We start from the raw sequence: 19,474 nt of genomic DNA, 5'->3' as shown, positions 1-19,474 counted from the left end.
CAGAAATGCCGGCTGAAGCCGCCGCGTCGCGTGCACGCCGCGATCACCTTGCGCAAATTTTCCTCACGCCCCGCCATCGCATTGCCCCATGCGGCAAGCGCGATTGACATCACCGCATCGGCCCGCTGAGCTTGGCGCGACAGGCAATCGGGGCGTAGGCAATGGACAAGGCAGATCTCATCGTCGGCAACGGCCGCATCTTCTGCGGCCTGAATGACGGCTTTGTCGAAGCGCTTGCCGTCGCTGGCGGTCGCGTCCTTGCAACTGGCAAAGTATCCGATATCGCAGGCCTTGCCGGTCCCGCGACGCGCACGATCGATCTCGGCGGCCGCCTCGCAGTGCCCGGGCTGAACGATGCGCACATGCATCTGCTGCCCTTTGGTCTCCATATGGCCGAGATCAATCTGCGCCCCGAGACGGGCGCGCGCAGCGTCGGCGAGATCCTGCGCCGGATCGCGGAAAAGGCCAAAACGGCCTCGCCCGGCGAGTGGATTCTTGGCCGCGGTTACGACCACAACGAGCTTGCAGAAAAGCGCCACCCCACGGCCGCCGAGCTCGACCACGTCGCGCCTGATAATCCGGTCTACATCAAGCGCACCTGCGGCCATGTCGCGATCGCCAATACGCTGGCGCTGCGCGAGGCCGGCATCGGCCACAACACGCCGAGCCCGGATGGCGGGCTGATCGAGCGGCGCGACAATGAGCTGACCGGGCTGTTGGCCGAGCGCGCAATGCGTCTGATCGTCGAGGTCGCCCCGAAGCCGACCCGGGCAGAGCTGCGCGCGGCGATCGACCGCGCGAGCCGCTTTATGCTGTCGCAGGGTTTCACCAGCGTGATGGATGCGGCGGTCGGCATGTCCGCCGGGATGGAAGAGATCGCGGCCTATGAAGAACTCGCGGCCGCGAACGAATTGCCGTTGCGGGTCTGGGCCTGCATCTACGGCAATCCCGACGGTATCGGCGACAAGGCCTTTGAAGCCGGCTATCGCTTCGGCCGCCGTACCGGCCTGTTGCGCTATGGCGCGATGAAGGTGTTCGGCGACGGCAGCGCCGGCGGCCTGACCGCGGCGATGAGCGAGCCCTATCTGGTCGGCGAGCCTGACAATCGCGGCATCTTCTGCTTCTCGGATAAGGAAATGCATCAGTTCCTGGCGCATTATCACGCGCTCGGCTATCAGCTCGCGATTCATGCGATCGGCGATGCCGCGATCGAGCAGGTGCTGAGCGGGATCGAGAAGGCCGGCACGACGGATCAGCCGATCGAGGGCCGCCGCCACCGCATCGAGCATTGCGGCTTCCTCAGCGACGGCCAGATCGCGCGCATGGCGAACGCCGGCATCGATCCGGTGCCGCAGCCGATCTTCATGTACGAGTTCGGTGACCTCTATCTGCGCAATGTCGGCGCCGAGCGCACGGCCGCGGCCTATCCGATGCGCAAAGGGCTTGATGCCGGCCTGCACCCGGCGGCGAGCTCGGATGCGCCGGTGTCGACCACTGATCCGTTCAAGAACCTGTTCACGATGACGACGCGGATGTCGAACCGGCGCACGGTGCTGGGGCCGGATCAGGTGCTCTCGATGGCCGAAGCGCTGCATGCCTACACCTATTGCGGCGCTTACACGCAGTTTGCAGAACATGAAATAGGACGGCTGGTGCCTGGGCAGGCGGCCGATATCGCGGTGCTCAGCGATGACCTCTTCGCGATCGAGCCTGCGCATCTGGAGCATGATGTCCACTGCGATATCACGCTTCTGAACGGCAAGGTGGTGTTCGATCGCGCCGGCGAGCTGGGCGCCGCCGCGGCGGAGTAGATTGTCCAGGCGGGAACGTGGCGCTCATTCACCTCCTCCCGCACCCCCTCCCGGCGCATGCGCCTGCAGCTCCTGCACCAGCACGCGCATGTTCTCCGAGTAGTCCACCGGAACGCTCACAAGATGCACGCCCTGTGCATCGAACGCGGCTTCGAGCGCCGGAGCCAGCCCGTCGGCCGTCGCCACCCGGCTGCCCTTGGCGCCATAAGCCTGCGCGTAAGCGACGAAATCGGGATTGCCGAAGGTCATGCCGAAATCGGGAAAGCCGTCGACGCCCTGCTTCCAGCGGATCATGCCATAGGCATTGTCCTGCAGGATCAGCACGACCAGGTTCACGCCGAGCCGGACCGCCGTCTCGAGCTCCTGCGAGTTCATCATGAAGCCGCCATCGCCGCACACCGCCATGACGCGCCGATCGGGATAAAGACACGCGGCCATGATCGCCGACGGCAGCCCGGCGCCCATGGTCGCAAGCGCATTGTCGAGGAGCAGCGTGTTGGCGACGCGGGTCCTATAGTTGCGGGCGAACCAGATCTTGTACATGCCGTTGTCGAGACAGACGATGCCGTCCTCGGGCATCACCTTGCGCACGTCGTGCACGATCCGCTGCGGTGTCAGCGGATAGCGGCTCTCCTCGGCGCGGTCTGCGATGTGGCGGAGGATCTCCGCGCGCAGCGTCAGCAACGCGCCGGCATTCGGCAGTTGGCCTTCGAGCCGGTCAGCCAGCAGCTTCAGGCTCGGACCGACATCGCCGACGAGCTCGGCATGCGGAAAGAACACCTCTTCGACCGTCGCCGGAAGATAGCCGACGTGGAGCACCGTCGGCCCGCCGGGCCCCATCAGGAACGGCGGCTTCTCGACGGTATCGTGGCCGATGGCGATGATCAGGTCGGCGCGGTCGACCGCGTCGTGAACATAGTCGCGCTCGGAAAGCGCGGCGGTGCCCATGTAGAGTCCGGAGCCGCCGGCCACCGAGCCCTTGCCCATCTGCGTGTTGAAAAAAGGAATCTGCAGGCGACGGACGAAATCGGCGAGCGCTGCGGCGATGCGTGGCCGGCTGGCGGCGGCACCTAACATGATCAGCGGCCGCTGTGCGGCTCTGATCAGCTCGGCCGCGCGATCGAGGGCTGCGGGCTGGGCGACCGGCATGTCGATCGGATGCGGCGGGATCGGGGCGATGTCAGCAGTTTCGGCGGCGGCGATGTCTTCCGGCAGTTCCAGATGCACCGGTCCCGGCCGCTCCTGCTGAGCCACGCGAAAGGCGTCGCGAACGATCGAGGGAATGGTCGCCGGACTGACGATCTGGCGCGCCATCTTGGTCAGCGGCGTCATGGTCGAGACCATGTCGACCACCTGAAACCGCGCCTGCTTGCGGCTCAGAATGCCTTTCTGTCCCGTGATCATGATCATCGGCATGGCACCGAGCAGCGCATAGGCGGCGCCGGTCGTGAAGTTGAGTGCGCCCGGTCCCAGTGTCGCCAGGCAGACGCCGGGGTGGCCGGTGAGCCGGCCGTGGGTGGCGGCCATGAAGGCTGCGGCCTGTTCATGCCGTGTGAGCACCAGCTCGATGGGAGAGCGCCGGAGCGCTTCGACCACATCGAGATTCTCCTCGCCAGGTACGCCAAAGATCCGAGTGACGCCCTCGTTCTGCAAGGCGGCGACCAAAAGCTCTGCACCGTTCATCGGCTTGACCTCTCGCATTGGTTCGCACGAATGTCAGGACGAGGTGGATGCCTCCACCCCCCTGAACGTGTCTGCATGACTCGACCGGATCGATCGGGCCGCTGCAATCTCTAATTCCGCGCTCGCGCGGTCTTGATGATGATGTTCGGAACGATGCAAGGAAGCGGTGCACGAGGCCGATCCAAGCCGCCGCGGTCTCGCGGTGCTGATGCGCCCGAGTTGTGCTGAATGCGAGCCCTCTGCAAGCGAGAGGGGCAGGGAAGACCAGGTGCCGGCTGGCACCCATGGCCCCCGTGCGTGAAGAAGTGCACGGGGCAGGAACCACAGGCTCAGCCGAGATGACCCGGCCTTCCCCATAGGCGTTAAGGTAGCGCGAGCATCGATTGATACTTGCGTTTTCGAGGAGGCTCGCGAAGGTGGCGCCCCAACGCGCGTTTTCTGCGGCGCAAGCAACGGATGGTTGGTTGTGGAATGATTGCTTGCAGCAAGGATGCAACGAGCTGCTGCAGGACCCGCCAAGCGCCAGGCGTCGTTAAGCGGCCTGCGTCCAGTGGGGAGAGTCCTCGAAGTCGCTGGCAAGCGGCTCGAGCAACAGGATGATCAGGAGGTGGGCCAGCAGGTAGGGCTTGGCAGAGCGCGGATCGGTTCCTGGCGGCGTCTTGAGGCCAATCAGACTCTTCAGTCGCTTGAACCCAAGCTCGATCCGCCATCGCAATCGATAGAGCGCAAGCACATCTTTGGTGGAGAACTCGTCCCGCGCGAGCGACGTGATCAGAATGACCCAATCCGCAGCCTCCAAAGTTTCTTTGGAGATGATGCGGTTTTCATCTTTTGCGTCTTGCCGGGCTTTACGCCGAGAAGCAGCAGCCGCACCGGTGGGCTTCTTGATTGCGACCAGACGCATAGCCAGAGGCGCGCCGCCCTTGCGCTTGATCCAAATCTCCCGATCGACCAGTCCGCGCGCCTTCGCGGCACGCAATTGGGCCATCAGATCGAACGGAAGGCCTTTGGCGTCAAGCCAACGTGCGTTCTTCCAGCCCGCTCGGATCAAAACGTCGGCCCCGGCTTCGCGGACGGCCGCAATGCGGTCAGGTTGCAGATAAGCGCGGTCAGCAATGCGGATCTCGTTCTTGACCACTGGTATCCGGTCAAACGTTTCGCCCTCTTGCTGATCTGTCAGCTCGAAGTGACCAAAGCGCTCATAGGGCAGATCAAATGCGCTATGAACGCGCCAAAGCTCACTGTTCTTGCGCGCAGCCGGTCCCGCCTGAGGCACTGTCGTCGCATCGATGATGCGGATCAGGCGGCCTTGGCTCGCCTTCGGAGCTGCCGCAGCGAGCAAGCCCTCCACCAGCACCGCAAACCAATCACCACATTGACGCAGCCGATAGAACAACGCCACGCTGGTGAGGTCGGCAAGGCCAACAGAAGCCGCCCATGCGGCTGTCGATCTCAGCCCTCTTTCACCCAAACAATAGGCCAGCATCAGCCGAAGTAACGTCACCGCATCTGGAATCTGCCGCCGACGCGCGAAGGCCTTCGTCTGGCGCGCAGTTTTCTCGAGCTGCGCAGCCCCGCCCAGCTGCGCAACCACTCTCGTCCAGTCCTCGTTCAGGAGCGATTCGTCTGCCATCCCCTGTTCGAATCACGGCGGATTCCAACACTCAAGCATAAACTTAACGCCTATGCGGCCTTCCCTGCGCGATGGTGTTACGGCTTACTCCGCGCTCTCCCCGGGGATCGGCTCTCTTGCCCCCGTCATCAGCGCGATGCCATCTCATCGCAGAGCGATGTCGAGTGGCACCGTCGCGAACTTAGCGCCAGCACCGAGGCGCCAGGACCACGCGGCTTGGCCGTCCGCAAGAGCACCGTTCGTCCGCATTCAATGAATGCTGCCAATGAATGCTGCAATGCCTCGCGGCCACCGCTTCCCGCCTCACGTATCGTGACGATCGCGCGTACGCCCTCTGCACGAGGCTGGATGGCAGTAGATAATCATGAATTCTGAAAAAACGAAAGAAGAATATTTTTCGTTCGTGATCTGGACAGGGGTCATCGTATTGAGCGAATGGGCGGAATCGGCTTTTGGGCGCGAGCGGCCGTTCGCGGAAATCCGCCAGCACGATGCCATCCCGAGTAGCCTCAACGCATCCCGGCCATGCTGTCCGGGGAGAAGCCGGTCGGCAGCCCGTCGATGCTTTTCGTGTTCTTAAGCCCCCAATATTTGCGCAGATTGTCGAGCCCCTGCGCGGTCCAGTAGCGGATCAGGCTGCCCCGTTCCTCCTTGTAGTCGAAGAGAGGCACGCCCATGCCGCACGACGTCTGCACCAGATCGACGGCGAGACGCACGATCTGGCGGGCTCCGGGCATCTCCTCGAACTGCGGGAGCAGGGCGGCATAATCCGGTGTGCCGCGCATCAGCGACCGCCCCTGACCGTACAGGCGCAGGATGACGGGCGGGCCTTCGAATGCGCAGAACATGATGGTCAGCCGCTTGTCTTCGGAGGCCGCGAGGTGGGCGCGGGTCTCGCTGCCGCTGCCGGTGCAATCGAGGTAGGCCACCTCGTTGTCGGCGAGGACGCGCAGAGACGATAATCCTTTCGGTGAGACGTTGATGCGCCCTTTCGGCGGGGCACTCGCGACGAAAAATATCTTCTGCCGCGCGATGAAAGACCGGTGCTCCGGCTCGATCTTCGCGAACTGCTTGCCCATGCCGATCCTCCCTTCCCTTCCAGATGGCGAAGGGTATCATCGGCGGCATGCCGGTTTAATATCGGAACTTATCCTAGTATTTCCTGCACCATGAAGGGACACGCACCGGAAAACCAAGCCCTCTCTCTGGGGGCATTTCTGCGCTCGTTAAGAGAGCGCCAGGATCCAGCCGCGCACGGACTTGCCGGCGCGCCACGGCGGCGCACGCCCGGTCTCCGGCGCGAGGAACTGGCCCAGCTCTGCGGATTGAGCGCGACCTGGTACACATGGATCGAGCAGGGCCGCGACGTTTCCGTTTCGCCCGCGGCACTTGCCCGTCTGGCGCGAGGCCTGCGCCTGTCGCGGGCCGAGCGAAGCTATCTGTTCGAACTGTCCGGCAAGCGCGACCCCGACAGGGCCGATACCGACGACAATCCCCCGGATGAGATGCTTGGCTGCGTCGATGCGATCGACGGTCCGGCCTATATCCTCGACCGCACCTGGACGGGGCGTCGTTGGAATGCCAAAGCGGCGCGACTATTTGCGGGCTGGCTCGATCGCGGGGGCGAGCCCAACCTGCTACGTTATATCTTCCTGCGGCCCGAGGCGCGCTCGCTCATCGTCGATTGGGACATTCGCGCACAGCGCGTCGTTGCCGAGTTTCGTGCTGCAACCACGGGGCACGTCGATGATCCCGCGGTGTGCGGTCTGGTCGAAGAGTTGCGTGGGAAGAGCCCCGATTTCGCACGCGCCTGGGCGGCGCATGGCGTACTGGCCCGCGAAGGCGGCGAGCGCATCTTCAAACACCCGGCTGATGGGCTGCTGCACTATCAGCAAGTCTCAATGTCGTTCGCGGGCTGGGCGGATTTTCGACTGACAATGTTGGTTGCGGGGCCCGGCGCGCGCCAGCGATGGCCGGAAGCCACCTGAATCAATCGAAGAGCCCGAGCGCGTCGAAAAGCGCCAACACGCCTTCCCCCGCTAGGCTGCTGTCTGAGCCCGAGGGGAAGGCGATGATGGAATGATGGAATAATGGATCAACGAGAGCTGACGTTATTGCGTCTTGATAGTTCCGTTCGCGTTGTAGTCGTTCCTCGGGTTGTAGCCGGAGTCGCGCAGGTTCTGGAAATACAAGGCGCGGTCATCGTTGCTCACACCGGCCGGCGCACTGACCGGAGGTCCGCCGACGCGGGCATACGCGTTCATTGCGCGCTGATGATGGTTCCGAGGCGCGGCCGAAGCGGCGGAAGCGGCGAGAGTGAGGATAGCAAGACTGACAAGAATACGTTTGGTCATAGTCAGCTCCTTGATGTCGCTTTGATCCAGGAGTGATTCCTAAAATTCTCAAAACATCTCCTGGTTGCGACGCAATGAAAATTCAACGATTGGAGGTGAGTCTTGATCTGGATCATGGTTCACCAGCATGTGAATGAGCCTCCAGCGGCATGGATCGCGGCAAGTCCGAAGGATCGAGCAGTCAGGACGGCGCATGACCCGAGGTCTCCGCACCCCGCAACTCATAACTACATGACGCTCGGTGCCGGCCGAAGCGCGGCCGGATCAGAGGCGCCGTCGGGAGAGCATCAGAGATCGAAATCGCCGCTCGCTGTGCCGCCCACAGCAACATCAGCTCATTCCTGCGCGATCACCGTGTCCAGCCAGGGGCAGTTCAAGGGCGGCACGCTGGGGTCCGGCACGCGAATGCCGCGCGCGGCGGCGGACAGCCGCATGTCCCGCAGCCGCTTGCGCTGCTCTTCCGGCATGTACAAGCGCTCGTGGCCCCAGAGCGAGGGGCCATCGAAGGTCTCATGCGGCTGCCAAGTCTTGGGATCGATGATCCGGCCGCCCCAGCCATATTCGATGAAGAAGCCCGACGGCGTATTGACGTAGAACGAGGTCATGTGATCGTTGGTGTGGCGGCCCAGCGTGTAGGCCACGCGGCCATCTTCGAGCTGCGCGAGATCATAGCCTTGCCCGACATCGTCGAGGCTGCCGACCTCCACCATGAAATGATGCAGCGCGCGGCGCCCCGAGCCGACCATCGCAAAACTATGGTGCCGGCCGTTGACGTGGAAGAAATAGAGCTTGTAAGGGGTGAGCCCGAAGTCCGAGACCTTGAAGCCGAGCAGGTCGCGGTAGAACTGCAACAGCGGCTCGACCTCCTCGACGTTGAGCACGACGTGCCCCATGCCGAGCGGGCCGGTGCGAAAGCCGGAGATCGGTCGCCCCGGCCGGAAGGGATCGGACGCGAGCGCCGCGCCCCAGAACGCTTCGATCGGATGGCCGGCGGGATCTTGAAAGGAGATCAGCTCGGTGACGTGGCGCTGCTCGGCCAACGCCCGCGCGCCCCGCGTCACCCTGACCCCATGGTCTTCGAGCCGCCCGGCGAGGCGGTCGAGCGCCGCCGCATCGGCAACTTCCCAGCCCATCACAGCGAGTCCGGAATCGTCGCTGCCGTCGACGATCAGCCGTTGCTTGCGATCGTCCATGCGGTAGGCCTGCACCTTGGCCGCACCATCGACCCGCTGCATTCCGAGCAGGTCGGTGGCCATACGGCTCCACTGCTCCAATTGGGAGGACTTGATGCCGACGTAACCCAGTGCGGTGATTTCCATGCTGTCCTCCCGACAGGGGCTGGTGCGGAATTTCGTATCAGCCCTGTTCGTTCCTGCAGTAGACTGTCGTCCCTGCATCCGGTTCGCGTTTTCAAGACGGTATCGGCGAGCGGATGAGAAGGACAGGGAGGAATTTCAAGGTGTCCAAGCAACGGACGCGATCTCCGCGGGCCCGTCCGGCGGAGGGTGTCCGCGCCTTCAAGCGTGGTCTCGACGTGCTGCGCGAGGTCAATCGATCCGGCGGCATCCGCGCCGGCGATGTCGCGCGCCAGCTCGATCTGCCGCGGCCCACGGTCTATCGCCTGCTGGAGACGCTCGAGGAACTCGGCTATGTCGCGCGTAGCGCCAGCGATGATCGCTTCCGTGTCACCCGTCACGCCTTGAGCCTTGGCGACGGCTACGATCCCGGCATCTTCATCTGTCAGGTGGCCGCGTCCTATCTCGCCGAACTCAGCAGGACGCTGGTGTGGCCGGTCGATCTGTCGACCTATGAGAATGCGTCGATGGTCATCCAGGAGACCACCCATGCGCGCAGCCCGCTCTCGATCGATCGCGGCATGATCGGCAAGCGCCTGCCGATGCTGCAGACCTCTGCCGGCCGCGCATATTTGGCCGCCTGCGCGCCGGCAGAGCGCGACGTCATCATCAACCATCTGCGGCGCATCGATGATGCCGACGACCGCCCGTTTCTCGCGCCCGACCGTTTGAAGCGCATGATCGTGGAGACGTCTCAGCGCGGCTACGCCATCCGCAATGAAGGCGAATATAACGCCAGGACATCCTCCATCGCCGTGCCGATCACCCGCGGCGACGTCGTGTTCGGCTGCATCTCGATCATCTGGATCCGCTCGGCGATGTCGCTGGATGAGGCCGTCGCGAAATACGCCGCTCCGCTGCTCGAAACCGCCGCTGCGATCCCGGTCGAGGCCTGAGCGTCCGCTGCGCGGACAGTTCGCACCCGCGCCTTGAAGCTGCGAGGCGGTTGCGGAACAGATGCGGATATGAGCGACATATCCGCATCTTCCGGAAGCTTCGACGTGGTCATCGTGGGCCGGGGCCCGGTCGGCGCAACGCTTGCCAATTTGCTCGGGCTATGCGGCGTGCGCACGCTGGTGCTGGAACGCGAGGCGAAGACCTATCACTTGCCGCGCGCGGTGCATTTCGATGACGAATGCATGCGCGTGTTCCAGACCGTCGGCCTTGCCGACGCGATCCTGCCGCACGTCACCTTGAGTCCCGGCATGCGGTTCGTCGATGCCGAGGGCCGGCTGCTGCTCGATTGGCCGCGCCCCCGCGAATTGACGCCGATGGGGTGGAATCTCAGCTACCGCTTTCATCAGCCAGATCTCGAGGATGTGCTCAACAAGGGCCTGGAGCGCTGGCCCGACGTCGAGCTGCGCAACCGCTGCGATGTGTTTGCCATTGATCAGGATCGCGATGGCGCGCGGGTTCGCTACGAGGACCTGGGCACGGGCCAGCTCCTCGAGGCGACTTGCGCCTATGTCGTGGGGTGCGACGGTGCGCGCTCGCTGGTGCGTCGCTTCATCGGCTCAGGCCTGGACGACCTCGGTTTCCATGAACGCTGGCTGGTGCTCGACGTGCTGCTCAGGAGCGAGCGGCCTGATCTTGGCGATTTCAGCGTTCAGCATTGCAATCCGCAGCGGCCGGCGACCTATATCCGCGGCACCGGCAACCGCAGGCGTTGGGAGATCACGGTTCGTCCCGATGAGGATGTCGTCGAAATCGCGCAGCCGGCGCGGGTGTGGGAGCTGTTGTCGCCGTGGCTCAGGCCCGACGAGGCCGAGATCGAGCGCGCCGCCGTCTATACGTTTCATTCGGCCGTTGCCAAGCAGTGGCGCGCGGGACGGCTTTTGCTGGCCGGTGATTCCGCGCATCAGACGCCACCCTTTCTCGGCCAGGGCATGTGCGCCGGCATTCGCGACGTCGCCAATCTCGCCTGGAAGCTGGCCTATGTCGTCGGCGGCAGGGCCGCGCCTGACCTGCTCGACAGCTATCAGAGCGAGCGTGCTCCGCATGTGCGAGAGTTCATCGAGCTTGCGATCCGGCTCGGCGGGCTGATCAACACCAAGGCCGTCGAGGTCGCGCTGGCGACCGGAACGCCCCATGACAATGGCCAGCTCAAGCTCGATGTCCAGAAGCCGGTGCTCGGCCCAGGTCTTACCGGCGGCGACACCGGCATGACGGGAAAGCTGGCGCCGCAATTCCGCTTGGACAATGGCGAGCGCGCCGATGATCGCGTCGGCTATCGCTCTGCATTGCTATGCGGCGCCGATCTCGGCTCCGCCCTGAGCGAGCAGCACCGCGCGATCATGGCCGCAGCGGGTGTCGAGCTTCTGCACAGCGAGGAGGCCGCCGGTCTTGAAGACTGGCTGCACCGGTGCGGCCTCAAGGCCGTGCTGATGCGGCCGGACCGCTACATCCTGGGAGGCGTACGCAAAGCCGACGATCTCGCCGCGCTGCTGTCCACGCTCTCCTTCGCGGCGCCGATGCCGAGCGCTGCTTGATCATTGCAATCGAAACAAGGGTTCGCGCATGAAGCTATTGTCATTTGTCATCGACGGCCGATCCGGCTTCGGCGTCGTCAAAGGAGACGGCGTGGTCGATCTCGGCCGTCGTCTTCCGTCGAAAAGCTTGCGTGCGCTGCTCGAAGCGGGCGCGCTCGGCGGCGTCGCCGGTCTGCTCGCATCCGAGACGCCGGACTATGCGTTGGACGCGCTGACTTACGCGCCGGTGATCCCAGACCCCGGCAAGATCATCTGTGTCGGCCTGAATTATCGCGATCACGTCGCCGAGACCGGACGGGCCGTCACCGAGAAGCCGGCGCTGTTCGCGCGCTTTCCGACCAGCCAGGTGGGGCATCTGCAGCCGATCATCCGTCCTGATGTCTCGGAGCATTTCGATTATGAAGGCGAGCTAGCACTCGTGATCGGCAAAGCCGGCCGTCACATCACGCGCGAGGACGCGCTCAAGCATGTCGCCGGATATTCCTGCTACAACGAAGGCAGCATCCGCGATTGGCAGCGCCACACCTCGCAGTTTCTGTCCGGCAAGACGTTCGATCGGTCCGGCGCGTTCGGTCCGTGGCTGGTCACCACCGACGAGGTTCCCGATCCCTCAAAGCTCGCGCTGCAGACGCGCCTTAATGGCGAAACCGTGCAGCGGACCACCACGGATCACCTCATCACCGACGTGCCGGATCTGATCGTCTATTGCTCGACCATCATGACCTTGATGCCCGGCGACGTGATCGTCACCGGCACGCCGGGCGGGGTCGGCTTCAAGCGCAACCCGCCTCTGTTCATGAAGCCGGGCGACACCGTGGAAGTGGAGATCTCGGGCATTGGCATCCTGCGCAATCCCGTCGCGGCCGAAGCCGCGGCGTGAGCTGGTGCGCCTCACGGCACGTCGTGAGGCGCACAACCAAGACACCACAATCAAAAACAAAGTCGTTGAATCCGGGGAGGATCATCATGTCGCGCTGTCTCAGGTCCAGCATTGTCGTCGCGCTTCTGCTTGCAGCCTCGTCCGCGCAGGCCGAGATCAAAGGCGATGCCATTCGCATCGGCGTGCTCACGGACATGAACGGCATTTTCGCCACCGCCATGGGGCCTGGCTCCGTCGAAGCGGCACGGATGGCAGCGGAAGAATTCGGCGGCAACATCGATGGCAAGCCGATCGAGATCCTGCAGGCGGATCATCAGAACAAGCCGGACATCGCGGTCTCCATCGCGCGGCGCTGGTTCGAGCAGGATAGTGTGCAGGCGATCGCTGATGGCGGAAGCTCGGGCGCCGCGCTTGGGGTGCAGGAGCTGGTGCGCAGCAACGGGAAGATCTTTCTGATCTCGGGGGCAGGCGCCAACCAGCTCACCGACGAGGCCTGCGCCCCGACCTCCGTGCAATGGACCCACGATGCCTATTCGACCGCGACCGCAATGGTCTCGGGCATCATGCAGACCAGCAAGGAGCCGTGGTTCTTCATCACCGGTGACTATGCGTTCGGCCATTCGCTGGAGGCGACTGCGCGCGCCCGGATCGCGGAGCTTGGCGGCAAGGTCGCCGGCAGCGTCAAGGCGCAGCTCGGCACGCCCGACTACAGCTCCTTCCTGCTGCAGGCGCAGGCTTCGGGGGCCAAAATTCTGGCACTCAACGTCGCCGGCGACAATGCCACCGCGATCAAGCAGGCCGACGAGTTCGGGCTCGCGGCGCAAGGCATCAAGATCGTGCCGATGTCGTTCCAGAACGTCGATATCGAAGCCATCGGCCTCAAGGCCACGCAGGGCGATCTCGTCGTCACCAGCTTCTTCGAAGATGCCTCTCCTGCCGCGCGCCGGTTCTCGGATGCCTTCTACGCGCGCCGCAAGGCGATGCCCTCGCAGATCCAGGCCGGAGTCTACTCCGCGGTGCGGCATTATCTGCAGGCGGTGAAGGACACCGACTCCGACGACAGCGCAACCGTGATGGCGAAGATGAAGGCCACGCCGGTGTCGGATGCCTACACCAGCAACGGTCACATCCGTGACGATCAGCGCATGGTGCACGATCTCTATCTGGTCCAGGTGAAGACGCCGGCCGAATCGAAAGGCCCATGGGATTTCGTCAAGCTGGTCGCGACGATCCCGCCGGATCAGGCCTTCCGCTCGCTCGATCGCAGCAAATGCAGCCTGGTCGGGAAGTGAGCGCATGAGCAAACGAGCATGATCCCGGAGATTCAGCACGCCGTCATCATCACCGCCGCCGGTGGCCCGGAGGTCCTGTTCGAGCGGTTTGACTGGCCGGTGCCGGCGCAGCTCGGGCCCGACGATGTGCTGATCGAGATCGCAGCCGCCGGGATCAACCGGCACGATTGCAATCAGCGCGCAGCGGGGCCCTCACGCGAGCCGAATCCGGTGCCGGGCCTGGAGGCCTCCGGCCGCATCGTCGCCTGCGGCAGCAACGTCGCGAAGGAGCGGCTCGGCGAAGCGGTGATCGCCCTGACGGATGGCGGCGCCTATGCGCAATATGTCGCGACCGATCAGCATCTTGCGCTACCGATGCCAGACGGGTTCGACTGGGTGCGCGGCGTTGCGCTGCCCGAAGCCTTGTTCACGACCTGGTTCAATTTCTTCGACCTGATGCGCATGGCGCCAGGAGAGACGGCGCTGATCCATGGCGGCAGCAGCGGCGTCGGCACGATCGCGATCCAACTGCTGCATGCGCTCGGTCATGATGTCTTCGCTACCGCCGGCACGGAAGAGAAGCGCGCGGTGGCGCGTGGCCTCGGCGCCCGCGCCGTGTTCGATTACGCCGATCCCGATCTCGCTGAACAGGTTCGCGCCGCGACGAACGGGCGCGGCGTCGATTGCATTCTCGACACCTCGGCCGGCGTGCACATCATGCAGGATCTCGCTGCACTCGCAGCGGGCGGACGTATCGCCTTTCTCTCGGCCGGCGGCGGCAAGGAGCTCAGCGTGCCGTTGCGCAGTCTGATGGCGCGCCGCGCCAGCGTCACCGGCGCGTTCCTGCGTTCGACGCCGCTCGAACTCAAGCGGCGGATTGCGGGCTGCCTGCAGCAGCAGGTCTGGCCGCTTCTCGCGAGCGCGGTTCGCCCGTATATCGATCGTGTCTATCCGTTGTCCGAAGCAGCCCGCGCGCACGCGCACATGGAATCAAACGGCCATATCGGCAAGATCGTGCTGTCCGTGCGCGAATGAGCGACAGGCATTATCTGGCCGGACCGCTCCCGCCGGCGATTTGCCCTGCGCCCATTGTGCCGATGAACAGATCCATGGAACGCTGCCAGTCCTAGTCGTTGCTCGGAAGTTCCGTAAATTTGCGGGCATAACCGATGAAGACGGGCTCTATGACCTCGTCACAGCGCTATGGTGCTGCGGCCACTGAGACAAACTCGCGGCGTGTCGCGATTTCGGATCGGAGGTACTAGGTCCAGTCGCGCGAGTGCTTCGCTACCGCTTGCTATGCTCCGTTCCGCGCAATTCCATGGTTTACAATTTGTGAACAGTTCCTGTTCAGACTTGCACCTCATACGGAATCGCACAAGGATCGGTTGCATGCTCCTGCCGACAGCACAGACTCTTGAACAGATCGCCCGCTTGCGACGAAATTGGTGGCTGCAATACGTGAGCGAATTCGCAAGGCTCGTTCTGAAAAGCTAAGACCGCCTCATTGGCGACTCGCCAAGGTGAACCGCTCGCTGCTCCCAATGGACTCACTTCCTTGCAATATCCGCCCGGCGCGTCCGAGCGACGTTCCAGTGATCCGGATCATGAAGGAAAGGCTCGCACGCGCCGAGGGGTCATTGCATGCAATCAACGCCAGCGAGGCAGATTGGCAGCGCGATTTGTTCGGCCACGCGCCGAGGTTTGCTGCCTTCGTTGCCGAACTCGCCGGTAGCGTCGTCGGTATGATGATCGTGAGCGAGCGCTTCTTTCCCGGCTGGACCCAACCCACCCTGCACGTCAATGATCTGTTCGTGGCCCCGGAGAGTAGACATCGCGGCATCGGTCGGGCGCTACTAGCCTGGGCCGCACACGAAGCGCTTAGCCGTCAAGCAAGTTTCATCGACTTGGAAGTGCGCAAAAACAACTCGGCGCGGAGTCTCTATCGTAAGCTCGGGTTCGTGCGTGTGCGCGATTGCGCACCCCATGTTCTCACTGGCGTTGCACTGGTGCGGCTTGCCGAGAGCATCGCGACCTTGATCGGCTAGGGCGCCGCCGATGGCGTCAGCGGCGCGCGTGTGGCGGACGCGCTGAGTCCAGTGAATCGAAGTGGACGCGGAAGAGATGGTCGAAGGCGTGCCCCGCGCACGTTGGTCGCGGCATCGCGCACAAAAGCGGCGGGATTTGGCGTGCCCGGTCCCATACCGAAATGGCGCACCACGGCCGATAAAGATGGGCACTATAGCATCGCCGTGGCGCTATGATGTAGCGGCCGCCCAGGCGATCCGGCCGAATAACCTGCGACGGACTGCGATCTGCCGCTACGCCGTCATCGACGGCCGCCTTCCCGATTTCGCGGGCAGTCCGGTTACCCTTCGATAGCGGCCCTTTCGATCAATCCCGGGAGCGGCGTGATAGGTAGAGAGCAGTCGCCCGATAAGTAATATCGCCCGCTCACATTGCTGAATGAGGATCCGTAGCATGACGGCGAAGAGCCGCCCCGACCTGACTGATATTCATCCCGGCGATTGGGTTGATCGCCGGTTGCCCTCAGCATGGCGGCCCTAGACAAGGCTCGCGCGGCTAGATCGGCCTGTCGGGGTATGGCTCACGCTGTTTCCGTGCCTGGCAGCGCTCGTCCAGGCCTCTCTTGGATTCCCTGCCTTGCGGCAATTGCTTGTGTTCTCACTGGGCGCTTTGCTGATGAGAAGCGCGGGTTCTACCGTCAATGATATTGCAGATCGCAAGTTCGACGCGCACGTCGAACGGACACGCTTTCGCCCGTTGGCTGGCGATCAGCTACAAATCCCCCAGGCTCTCGCATTCCTGATTATCGAACTCGGACTCGCCGCATCGCTCCTGTTTTTTCTGACCCCATCGCGTGGTAGCCGTGTGTGTTCTTCCGCTCGTTTTTGTTTATCCGCTTTGCAAGCGACTCACCTACTGGCCCCAAGTCGTCTTGGGAGCGGCATTCAACTGGGGAATGCTGATGGCGTGGGCCGAGGTGGCAGGGCACATTCCGGCAGGAGCCTTTGCCATGTGGATTGGTGCCATCGCATGGCAGGTTGGGTATGACACCGTCTACGCTTACGTGGATGTGAAAGACGACACCCGCCTCGGTCTGAAATCGACAGCAATCTTGTTTGGTCAGAGAGGAAAAATCTGCATCGCCCTGTTATACGCCCTTGCAGTTGCCTCATGGTCGCTGGGAGGTTGGTTATTGGGGATGTCGCTGCCATATGCTGCCGGAATGGTGGCAATCGGCGCTCATCTCGCTTGGCAGGCCTGGCGGATTGACCTCCAACGCCCGGAGTTGAATTTTAGACTTTTCCAGTCGAACATTTTGACCGGTGCGCTTCTGGCATGCACGGCTCTCGCAGGGACATCGTGAGCGCAAATAAAAGCATTGAGAGTGAGGAGCTTTGATGTGCGCAGATGGCAGGGAGCGATGACGCCTGCTGCTCCGCCGACCACGCATTTCACATCCGAACACCGCGCATCATAAGGCTAACTAGAAGGCGATGAACGGGCGCGACTGGCAGCATGTAGACGCGGCCCAGCACGTTGTGCGTCTTGACCCAGGAACTGACGACGTAGCTCGCACGCGAATCTGTGAGACGCTTTAGGAACGACATGCGCACATCGAGGTGCGTATCATCGATGCCGAGCACCAGTTCAGAACTGTCCACAAAAACAACACGGAAGATGCTGAACGCGTCGCCAACTGCCGGTTCGCTTAACGAGCGACCACCGCCCGCCAATTTGAGGCGGCCGACCTGCTTGAGCCGAAACAATGACACGATGCGGTCGCGGAGCTCGACTAGCCCTTCTACCCATCCTGGCGTGGATGCCAACGCACGAGTGGCGATCGCTACGGGCGTCAAACTTGCATCGACCAAGTCAGTCTCGAAGGCGTCGCTGTAGAACGCTTGATCGAGGTTCCGGTGCAGTTGGCTTTCCACGGGAAACGCGACCTTGCGCGCCTTTGGCATAACGAGGTCCCTTCTCGCTTACCCACAGTCGTAATCACAAACGTAGATATTGCCAAGTCCGCCTTCTCGTCCGCTATCGACAATCCCGATATTACCGACCGAAGGCCGGTACTTGTCATCAGGATTGATGGGACGCAGATCTCGACCTCTCGACCAATTAAGACTGCAAGATAAAAGCGACGATGTCGCTCGGGGCCGTCGGGGGGCGTAAGTCTTTGTCTGCACATTGTTTTGGATGGCGCTGCAGCGGCACCGCATGAAGTGGGCTGGTGCCGCTCGAACGGCAAAAACATTCAAAATCAACGTTCCGAGCGCCATCGTTCGCAGCATAGCGTCTTGTCGCGCGTGCTCGGCGGGATGTCCGGCCATGATCGCATGGGAGGCCGCTGCCGAACCAACGGCGCCGTCAAGGCTCGCGCTGCGCGCGACCGGCTCCGCCGGCTTGCGGCCTTGACTGCGCTCCGCTGGCCCGGCTCTTTTGCTTCCATGCGTTCATGGCCTGCTCTGCGCGGTCGCGCTCATGCTGCAGAGAAAGTGCGAGTTCGCAGGGCTGCAGCGTGACTTGGCGTAGACATCGGCCGTTCTGTGGATCGGTCAGGCTTGCCACAGTGGCGCCATGGCTCCCCCTCACAAATCGCAGCTACGGCGTCCGCCGGACCGCGCCCCACTTGACGATCTCTACGACTATGCACGTCCGCCCGCGCGTCCTGGTCGACGACGAGCGAAGCGTGCTTCGGTGACATGGGCGGTGACGGACGACTGGCCGAAGGACGTGCCGGTGACCGAAACGGAGATCGATGTTTTCGAAGCTTGGTTCGGTGATCTGTTCGACGAGTTGTTTGGAAAGGACTGAGGGAACATCACCATGGCTGCAACGGTTCGGGCGGCTCTCTACCTGCGCGTCTCGACGGGACGGCAAGCCGATAGCGATCTCTCCATCCCGGATCAGCGCCGCCAGGCGAAGGCTTACTGCGCGTCGCGCGGTTGGGAGATTGTCTCCTCCGATCCGCTGCTCAAGGAGCGCGTGACCGAGCTAAAGTCCGTCCGCGACCAGGCCCGCGCTGACGCAGAGCGGGCTGAGGGCGCGCTCGATCGGGCTGGGCCGAGATCACCGCAGGCGCTGAAAACCTTCGCCAGCCAGGCCCGCAGGCGCATGCGGACCGAGTCGGGCGGTTACCGCCGCGACCACCTCCGCGCCCTGGCTCAGCGCATCGAGGTGGATGCGAAAGAAGTTCGCATCATGGGGCGAAAACCGTGCTGCTTCGCACGCTCGTCGCTGCGTCAAACGCAAAAACGGCGGGTTTTGGCGTGCCCAGTTCAGTACCGAAGTGGCGCACCCGACACGATTCGAACGTGTGACCTTTGCCTTCGGAGGGCAACGCTCTATCCAGCTGAGCTACGGGTGCAGCAGCCGTCCATTTAGCTGATTGGCGGGCGATGGGCAACGGGCTTGGCGCGCGAAGCCGGGCATGGCGGCCTCAAAGCCGCCGAATATCGGCGTACCCCGATTGTTCCATAGAACTTGGCCTTCGGGCTGGGGTCTGGAGCTTGCGCCTGCCTCCCGGCCCCAGCCGATCCGTTACGCCGGCACGATGGTCTTGCCGATCGGCCACAGCGCGATGCCGGCAAGCTTCAGGTGGGCCCAGGCGAACGGAATGCCGATGATGGTGACGGCGAGCAGCACCGCGGTGACCAGGTGCCCGAGCGCGAGCCACCAGCCGGCGAGCACGAACCAGATGATGTTGCCGATCAGCCCGAGCGGGCCGGTGCCGACGTCTTCCTCGCCGGTCAATTCGTCGCGACGGACGGCGCGGGAGCCGAACGGCAGCAGGGTATAGATCGCGATATTGAAGGCGGCGCGGGCCCAGGGCAGGCCTATGATGGTGATCGCCATCACCACGGCGGCGACCAGCCAGCCGAACGCCATATAGGCGCCGCCGAACAGGATCCACAGGATGTTCAGGAGAAGGGACATGGGCTGCATGGTGACCTGCCTGACATGGCCG

Annotated in this window: 15 protein-coding genes, 1 tRNA gene and 1 pseudogene; 9 read left to right on the top strand and 8 right to left on the bottom strand. The window is 63.4% G+C overall.

Going from position 1 to position 19,474, the window contains the following annotated elements; all coding sequences use genetic code 11:
* The first annotated feature begins 161 nt into the window (after window positions 1–161).
* Entirely contained in the window at window positions 162–1,811 is a 1,650-nt protein-coding gene (locus tag QX034_RS11710; protein WP_316165283.1) for an amidohydrolase, read from the top strand.
* Between the two features lie 24 nt (window positions 1,812–1,835).
* On the opposite strand, the gene QX034_RS11705 is transcribed toward QX034_RS11710, so the two are convergent.
* From QX034_RS11705 to QX034_RS11695, 3 genes are all read right to left on the bottom strand, one after another.
* Window positions 1,836–3,494: an acetolactate synthase large subunit gene (locus QX034_RS11705; protein ID WP_316165281.1), complete on the bottom strand. Its 1,659-nt coding sequence runs from the start codon at window positions 3,492–3,494 to the stop codon at window positions 1,836–1,838.
* A 532-nt stretch (window positions 3,495–4,026) separates the two neighbouring features.
* Window positions 4,027–5,127, bottom strand: coding sequence for an IS4 family transposase (locus tag QX034_RS11700; protein WP_315701243.1), 1,101 nt, complete (start codon window positions 5,125–5,127; stop codon window positions 4,027–4,029).
* A 509-nt stretch (window positions 5,128–5,636) separates the two neighbouring features.
* Window positions 5,637–6,206 (bottom strand): pyridoxamine 5'-phosphate oxidase family protein, encoded by a 570-nt coding sequence (locus QX034_RS11695; RefSeq protein WP_316190596.1) that lies wholly within the window; start codon window positions 6,204–6,206, stop codon window positions 5,637–5,639.
* A gap of 90 nt (window positions 6,207–6,296) precedes the next feature.
* On the opposite strand from QX034_RS11695, the gene QX034_RS11690 reads away from it, so the two are divergent.
* The gene (locus QX034_RS11690; protein ID WP_316196066.1) at window positions 6,297–7,115 is read left to right on the top strand and encodes a helix-turn-helix transcriptional regulator; all 819 of its coding nucleotides are present in this window, start codon (window positions 6,297–6,299) and stop codon (window positions 7,113–7,115) included.
* 123 nt (window positions 7,116–7,238) lie between these two features.
* On the opposite strand, the gene QX034_RS11685 is transcribed toward QX034_RS11690, so the two are convergent.
* On the bottom strand, window positions 7,239–7,481 hold the full coding sequence (locus QX034_RS11685) for a hypothetical protein (RefSeq protein ID WP_315702429.1): 243 nt from the start codon (window positions 7,479–7,481) through the stop codon (window positions 7,239–7,241).
* A gap of 335 nt (window positions 7,482–7,816) precedes the next feature.
* Complete coding sequence (locus QX034_RS11680) at window positions 7,817–8,800, bottom strand: VOC family protein (RefSeq protein ID WP_315702430.1); 984 nt, start codon at window positions 8,798–8,800, stop codon at window positions 7,817–7,819.
* A 140-nt stretch (window positions 8,801–8,940) separates the two neighbouring features.
* Between QX034_RS11680 and QX034_RS11675 the strand changes: the two genes are divergently transcribed.
* The 7 genes and pseudogenes from QX034_RS11675 (at window position 8,941) to QX034_RS11645 (ending at window position 16,867) form a co-directional block, all read left to right on the top strand.
* Window positions 8,941–9,732: a DNA-binding transcriptional regulator gene (locus QX034_RS11675; protein ID WP_315702431.1), complete on the top strand. Its 792-nt coding sequence runs from the start codon at window positions 8,941–8,943 to the stop codon at window positions 9,730–9,732.
* A 69-nt stretch (window positions 9,733–9,801) separates the two neighbouring features.
* Entirely contained in the window at window positions 9,802–11,325 is a 1,524-nt protein-coding gene (locus QX034_RS11670) for a bifunctional 3-(3-hydroxy-phenyl)propionate/3-hydroxycinnamic acid hydroxylase (protein ID WP_315702432.1), read from the top strand.
* A gap of 28 nt (window positions 11,326–11,353) precedes the next feature.
* Window positions 11,354–12,205 carry a fumarylacetoacetate hydrolase family protein gene (locus QX034_RS11665; RefSeq protein ID WP_315702433.1) on the top strand — a complete coding sequence of 284 codons (852 nt, stop codon included), beginning with the start codon at window positions 11,354–11,356 and terminating at the stop codon, window positions 12,203–12,205.
* Window positions 12,206–12,291: 86 nt separating this feature from the next.
* The gene (locus QX034_RS11660; RefSeq protein ID WP_315702434.1) at window positions 12,292–13,497 is read left to right on the top strand and encodes an ABC transporter substrate-binding protein; all 1,206 of its coding nucleotides are present in this window, start codon (window positions 12,292–12,294) and stop codon (window positions 13,495–13,497) included.
* An 18-nt stretch (window positions 13,498–13,515) separates the two neighbouring features.
* On the top strand, window positions 13,516–14,511 hold the full coding sequence (locus tag QX034_RS11655; protein ID WP_315702435.1) for an NAD(P)H-quinone oxidoreductase: 996 nt from the start codon (window positions 13,516–13,518) through the stop codon (window positions 14,509–14,511).
* Window positions 14,512–15,083: 572 nt separating this feature from the next.
* A complete protein-coding gene (locus QX034_RS11650) occupies window positions 15,084–15,524 on the top strand; it encodes a GNAT family N-acetyltransferase (protein ID WP_315702436.1) in 441 nt (146 codons plus the stop codon).
* Between the two features lie 433 nt (window positions 15,525–15,957).
* A pseudogene (locus tag QX034_RS11645) lies at window positions 15,958–16,867 on the top strand (4-hydroxybenzoate octaprenyltransferase).
* Window positions 16,868–16,955: 88 nt separating this feature from the next.
* On the opposite strand, the gene QX034_RS11640 reads toward QX034_RS11645, so the two are convergent.
* From QX034_RS11640 to QX034_RS11625, 3 genes are all read right to left on the bottom strand, one after another.
* Window positions 16,956–17,468, bottom strand: a complete 513-nt coding sequence (locus tag QX034_RS11640) for a DUF2867 domain-containing protein (RefSeq protein ID WP_315702437.1) — start codon at window positions 17,466–17,468, stop codon at window positions 16,956–16,958.
* A gap of 1,329 nt (window positions 17,469–18,797) precedes the next feature.
* Window positions 18,798–18,874 (bottom strand) — tRNA-Arg (locus QX034_RS11630).
* A gap of 173 nt (window positions 18,875–19,047) precedes the next feature.
* Window positions 19,048–19,452: a YccF domain-containing protein gene (locus QX034_RS11625; protein ID WP_315702439.1), complete on the bottom strand. Its 405-nt coding sequence runs from the start codon at window positions 19,450–19,452 to the stop codon at window positions 19,048–19,050.
* Between the last annotated feature and the right edge of the window lie 22 nt (window positions 19,453–19,474).

Source organism: Bradyrhizobium sp. SZCCHNR3119 (assembly GCF_032487775.1).
Lineage (GTDB): Bacteria > Pseudomonadota > Alphaproteobacteria > Rhizobiales > Xanthobacteraceae > Bradyrhizobium.
The sequence above is the reverse complement of the archived record's forward strand: the minus strand, read 5'-3'. Positions and strand labels throughout refer to the sequence as shown.

Excerpts from the sequence above, each read along its gene's own strand:
- QX034_RS11650 (WP_315702436.1), top strand. The coding sequence starts at position 15,084 with ATGAAGGAAAGGCTCGCACGCGCCGAGGGGTCATTGCATGCAATCAAC.
- QX034_RS11655 (WP_315702435.1), top strand. The coding sequence starts at position 13,516 with ATGATCCCGGAGATTCAGCACGCCGTCATCATCACCGCCGCCGGTGGC.
- QX034_RS11660 (WP_315702434.1), top strand. The coding sequence starts at position 12,292 with ATGTCGCGCTGTCTCAGGTCCAGCATTGTCGTCGCGCTTCTGCTTGCA.
- QX034_RS11705 (WP_316165281.1), bottom strand. The coding sequence starts at position 3,494 with ATGAACGGTGCAGAGCTTTTGGTCGCCGCCTTGCAGAACGAGGGCGTC.
- QX034_RS11665 (WP_315702433.1), top strand. The coding sequence starts at position 11,354 with ATGAAGCTATTGTCATTTGTCATCGACGGCCGATCCGGCTTCGGCGTC.
- QX034_RS11670 (WP_315702432.1), top strand. The coding sequence starts at position 9,802 with ATGAGCGACATATCCGCATCTTCCGGAAGCTTCGACGTGGTCATCGTG.
- QX034_RS11690 (WP_316196066.1), top strand. The coding sequence starts at position 6,297 with ATGAAGGGACACGCACCGGAAAACCAAGCCCTCTCTCTGGGGGCATTT.
- QX034_RS11695 (WP_316190596.1), bottom strand. The coding sequence starts at position 6,206 with ATGGGCAAGCAGTTCGCGAAGATCGAGCCGGAGCACCGGTCTTTCATC.
- QX034_RS11680 (WP_315702430.1), bottom strand. The coding sequence starts at position 8,800 with ATGGAAATCACCGCACTGGGTTACGTCGGCATCAAGTCCTCCCAATTG.
- QX034_RS11685 (WP_315702429.1), bottom strand. The coding sequence starts at position 7,481 with ATGACCAAACGTATTCTTGTCAGTCTTGCTATCCTCACTCTCGCCGCT.
- QX034_RS11710 (WP_316165283.1), top strand. The coding sequence starts at position 162 with ATGGACAAGGCAGATCTCATCGTCGGCAACGGCCGCATCTTCTGCGGC.
- QX034_RS11640 (WP_315702437.1), bottom strand. The coding sequence starts at position 17,468 with ATGCCAAAGGCGCGCAAGGTCGCGTTTCCCGTGGAAAGCCAACTGCAC.
- QX034_RS11625 (WP_315702439.1), bottom strand. The coding sequence starts at position 19,452 with ATGCAGCCCATGTCCCTTCTCCTGAACATCCTGTGGATCCTGTTCGGC.
- QX034_RS11700 (WP_315701243.1), bottom strand. The coding sequence starts at position 5,127 with ATGGCAGACGAATCGCTCCTGAACGAGGACTGGACGAGAGTGGTTGCG.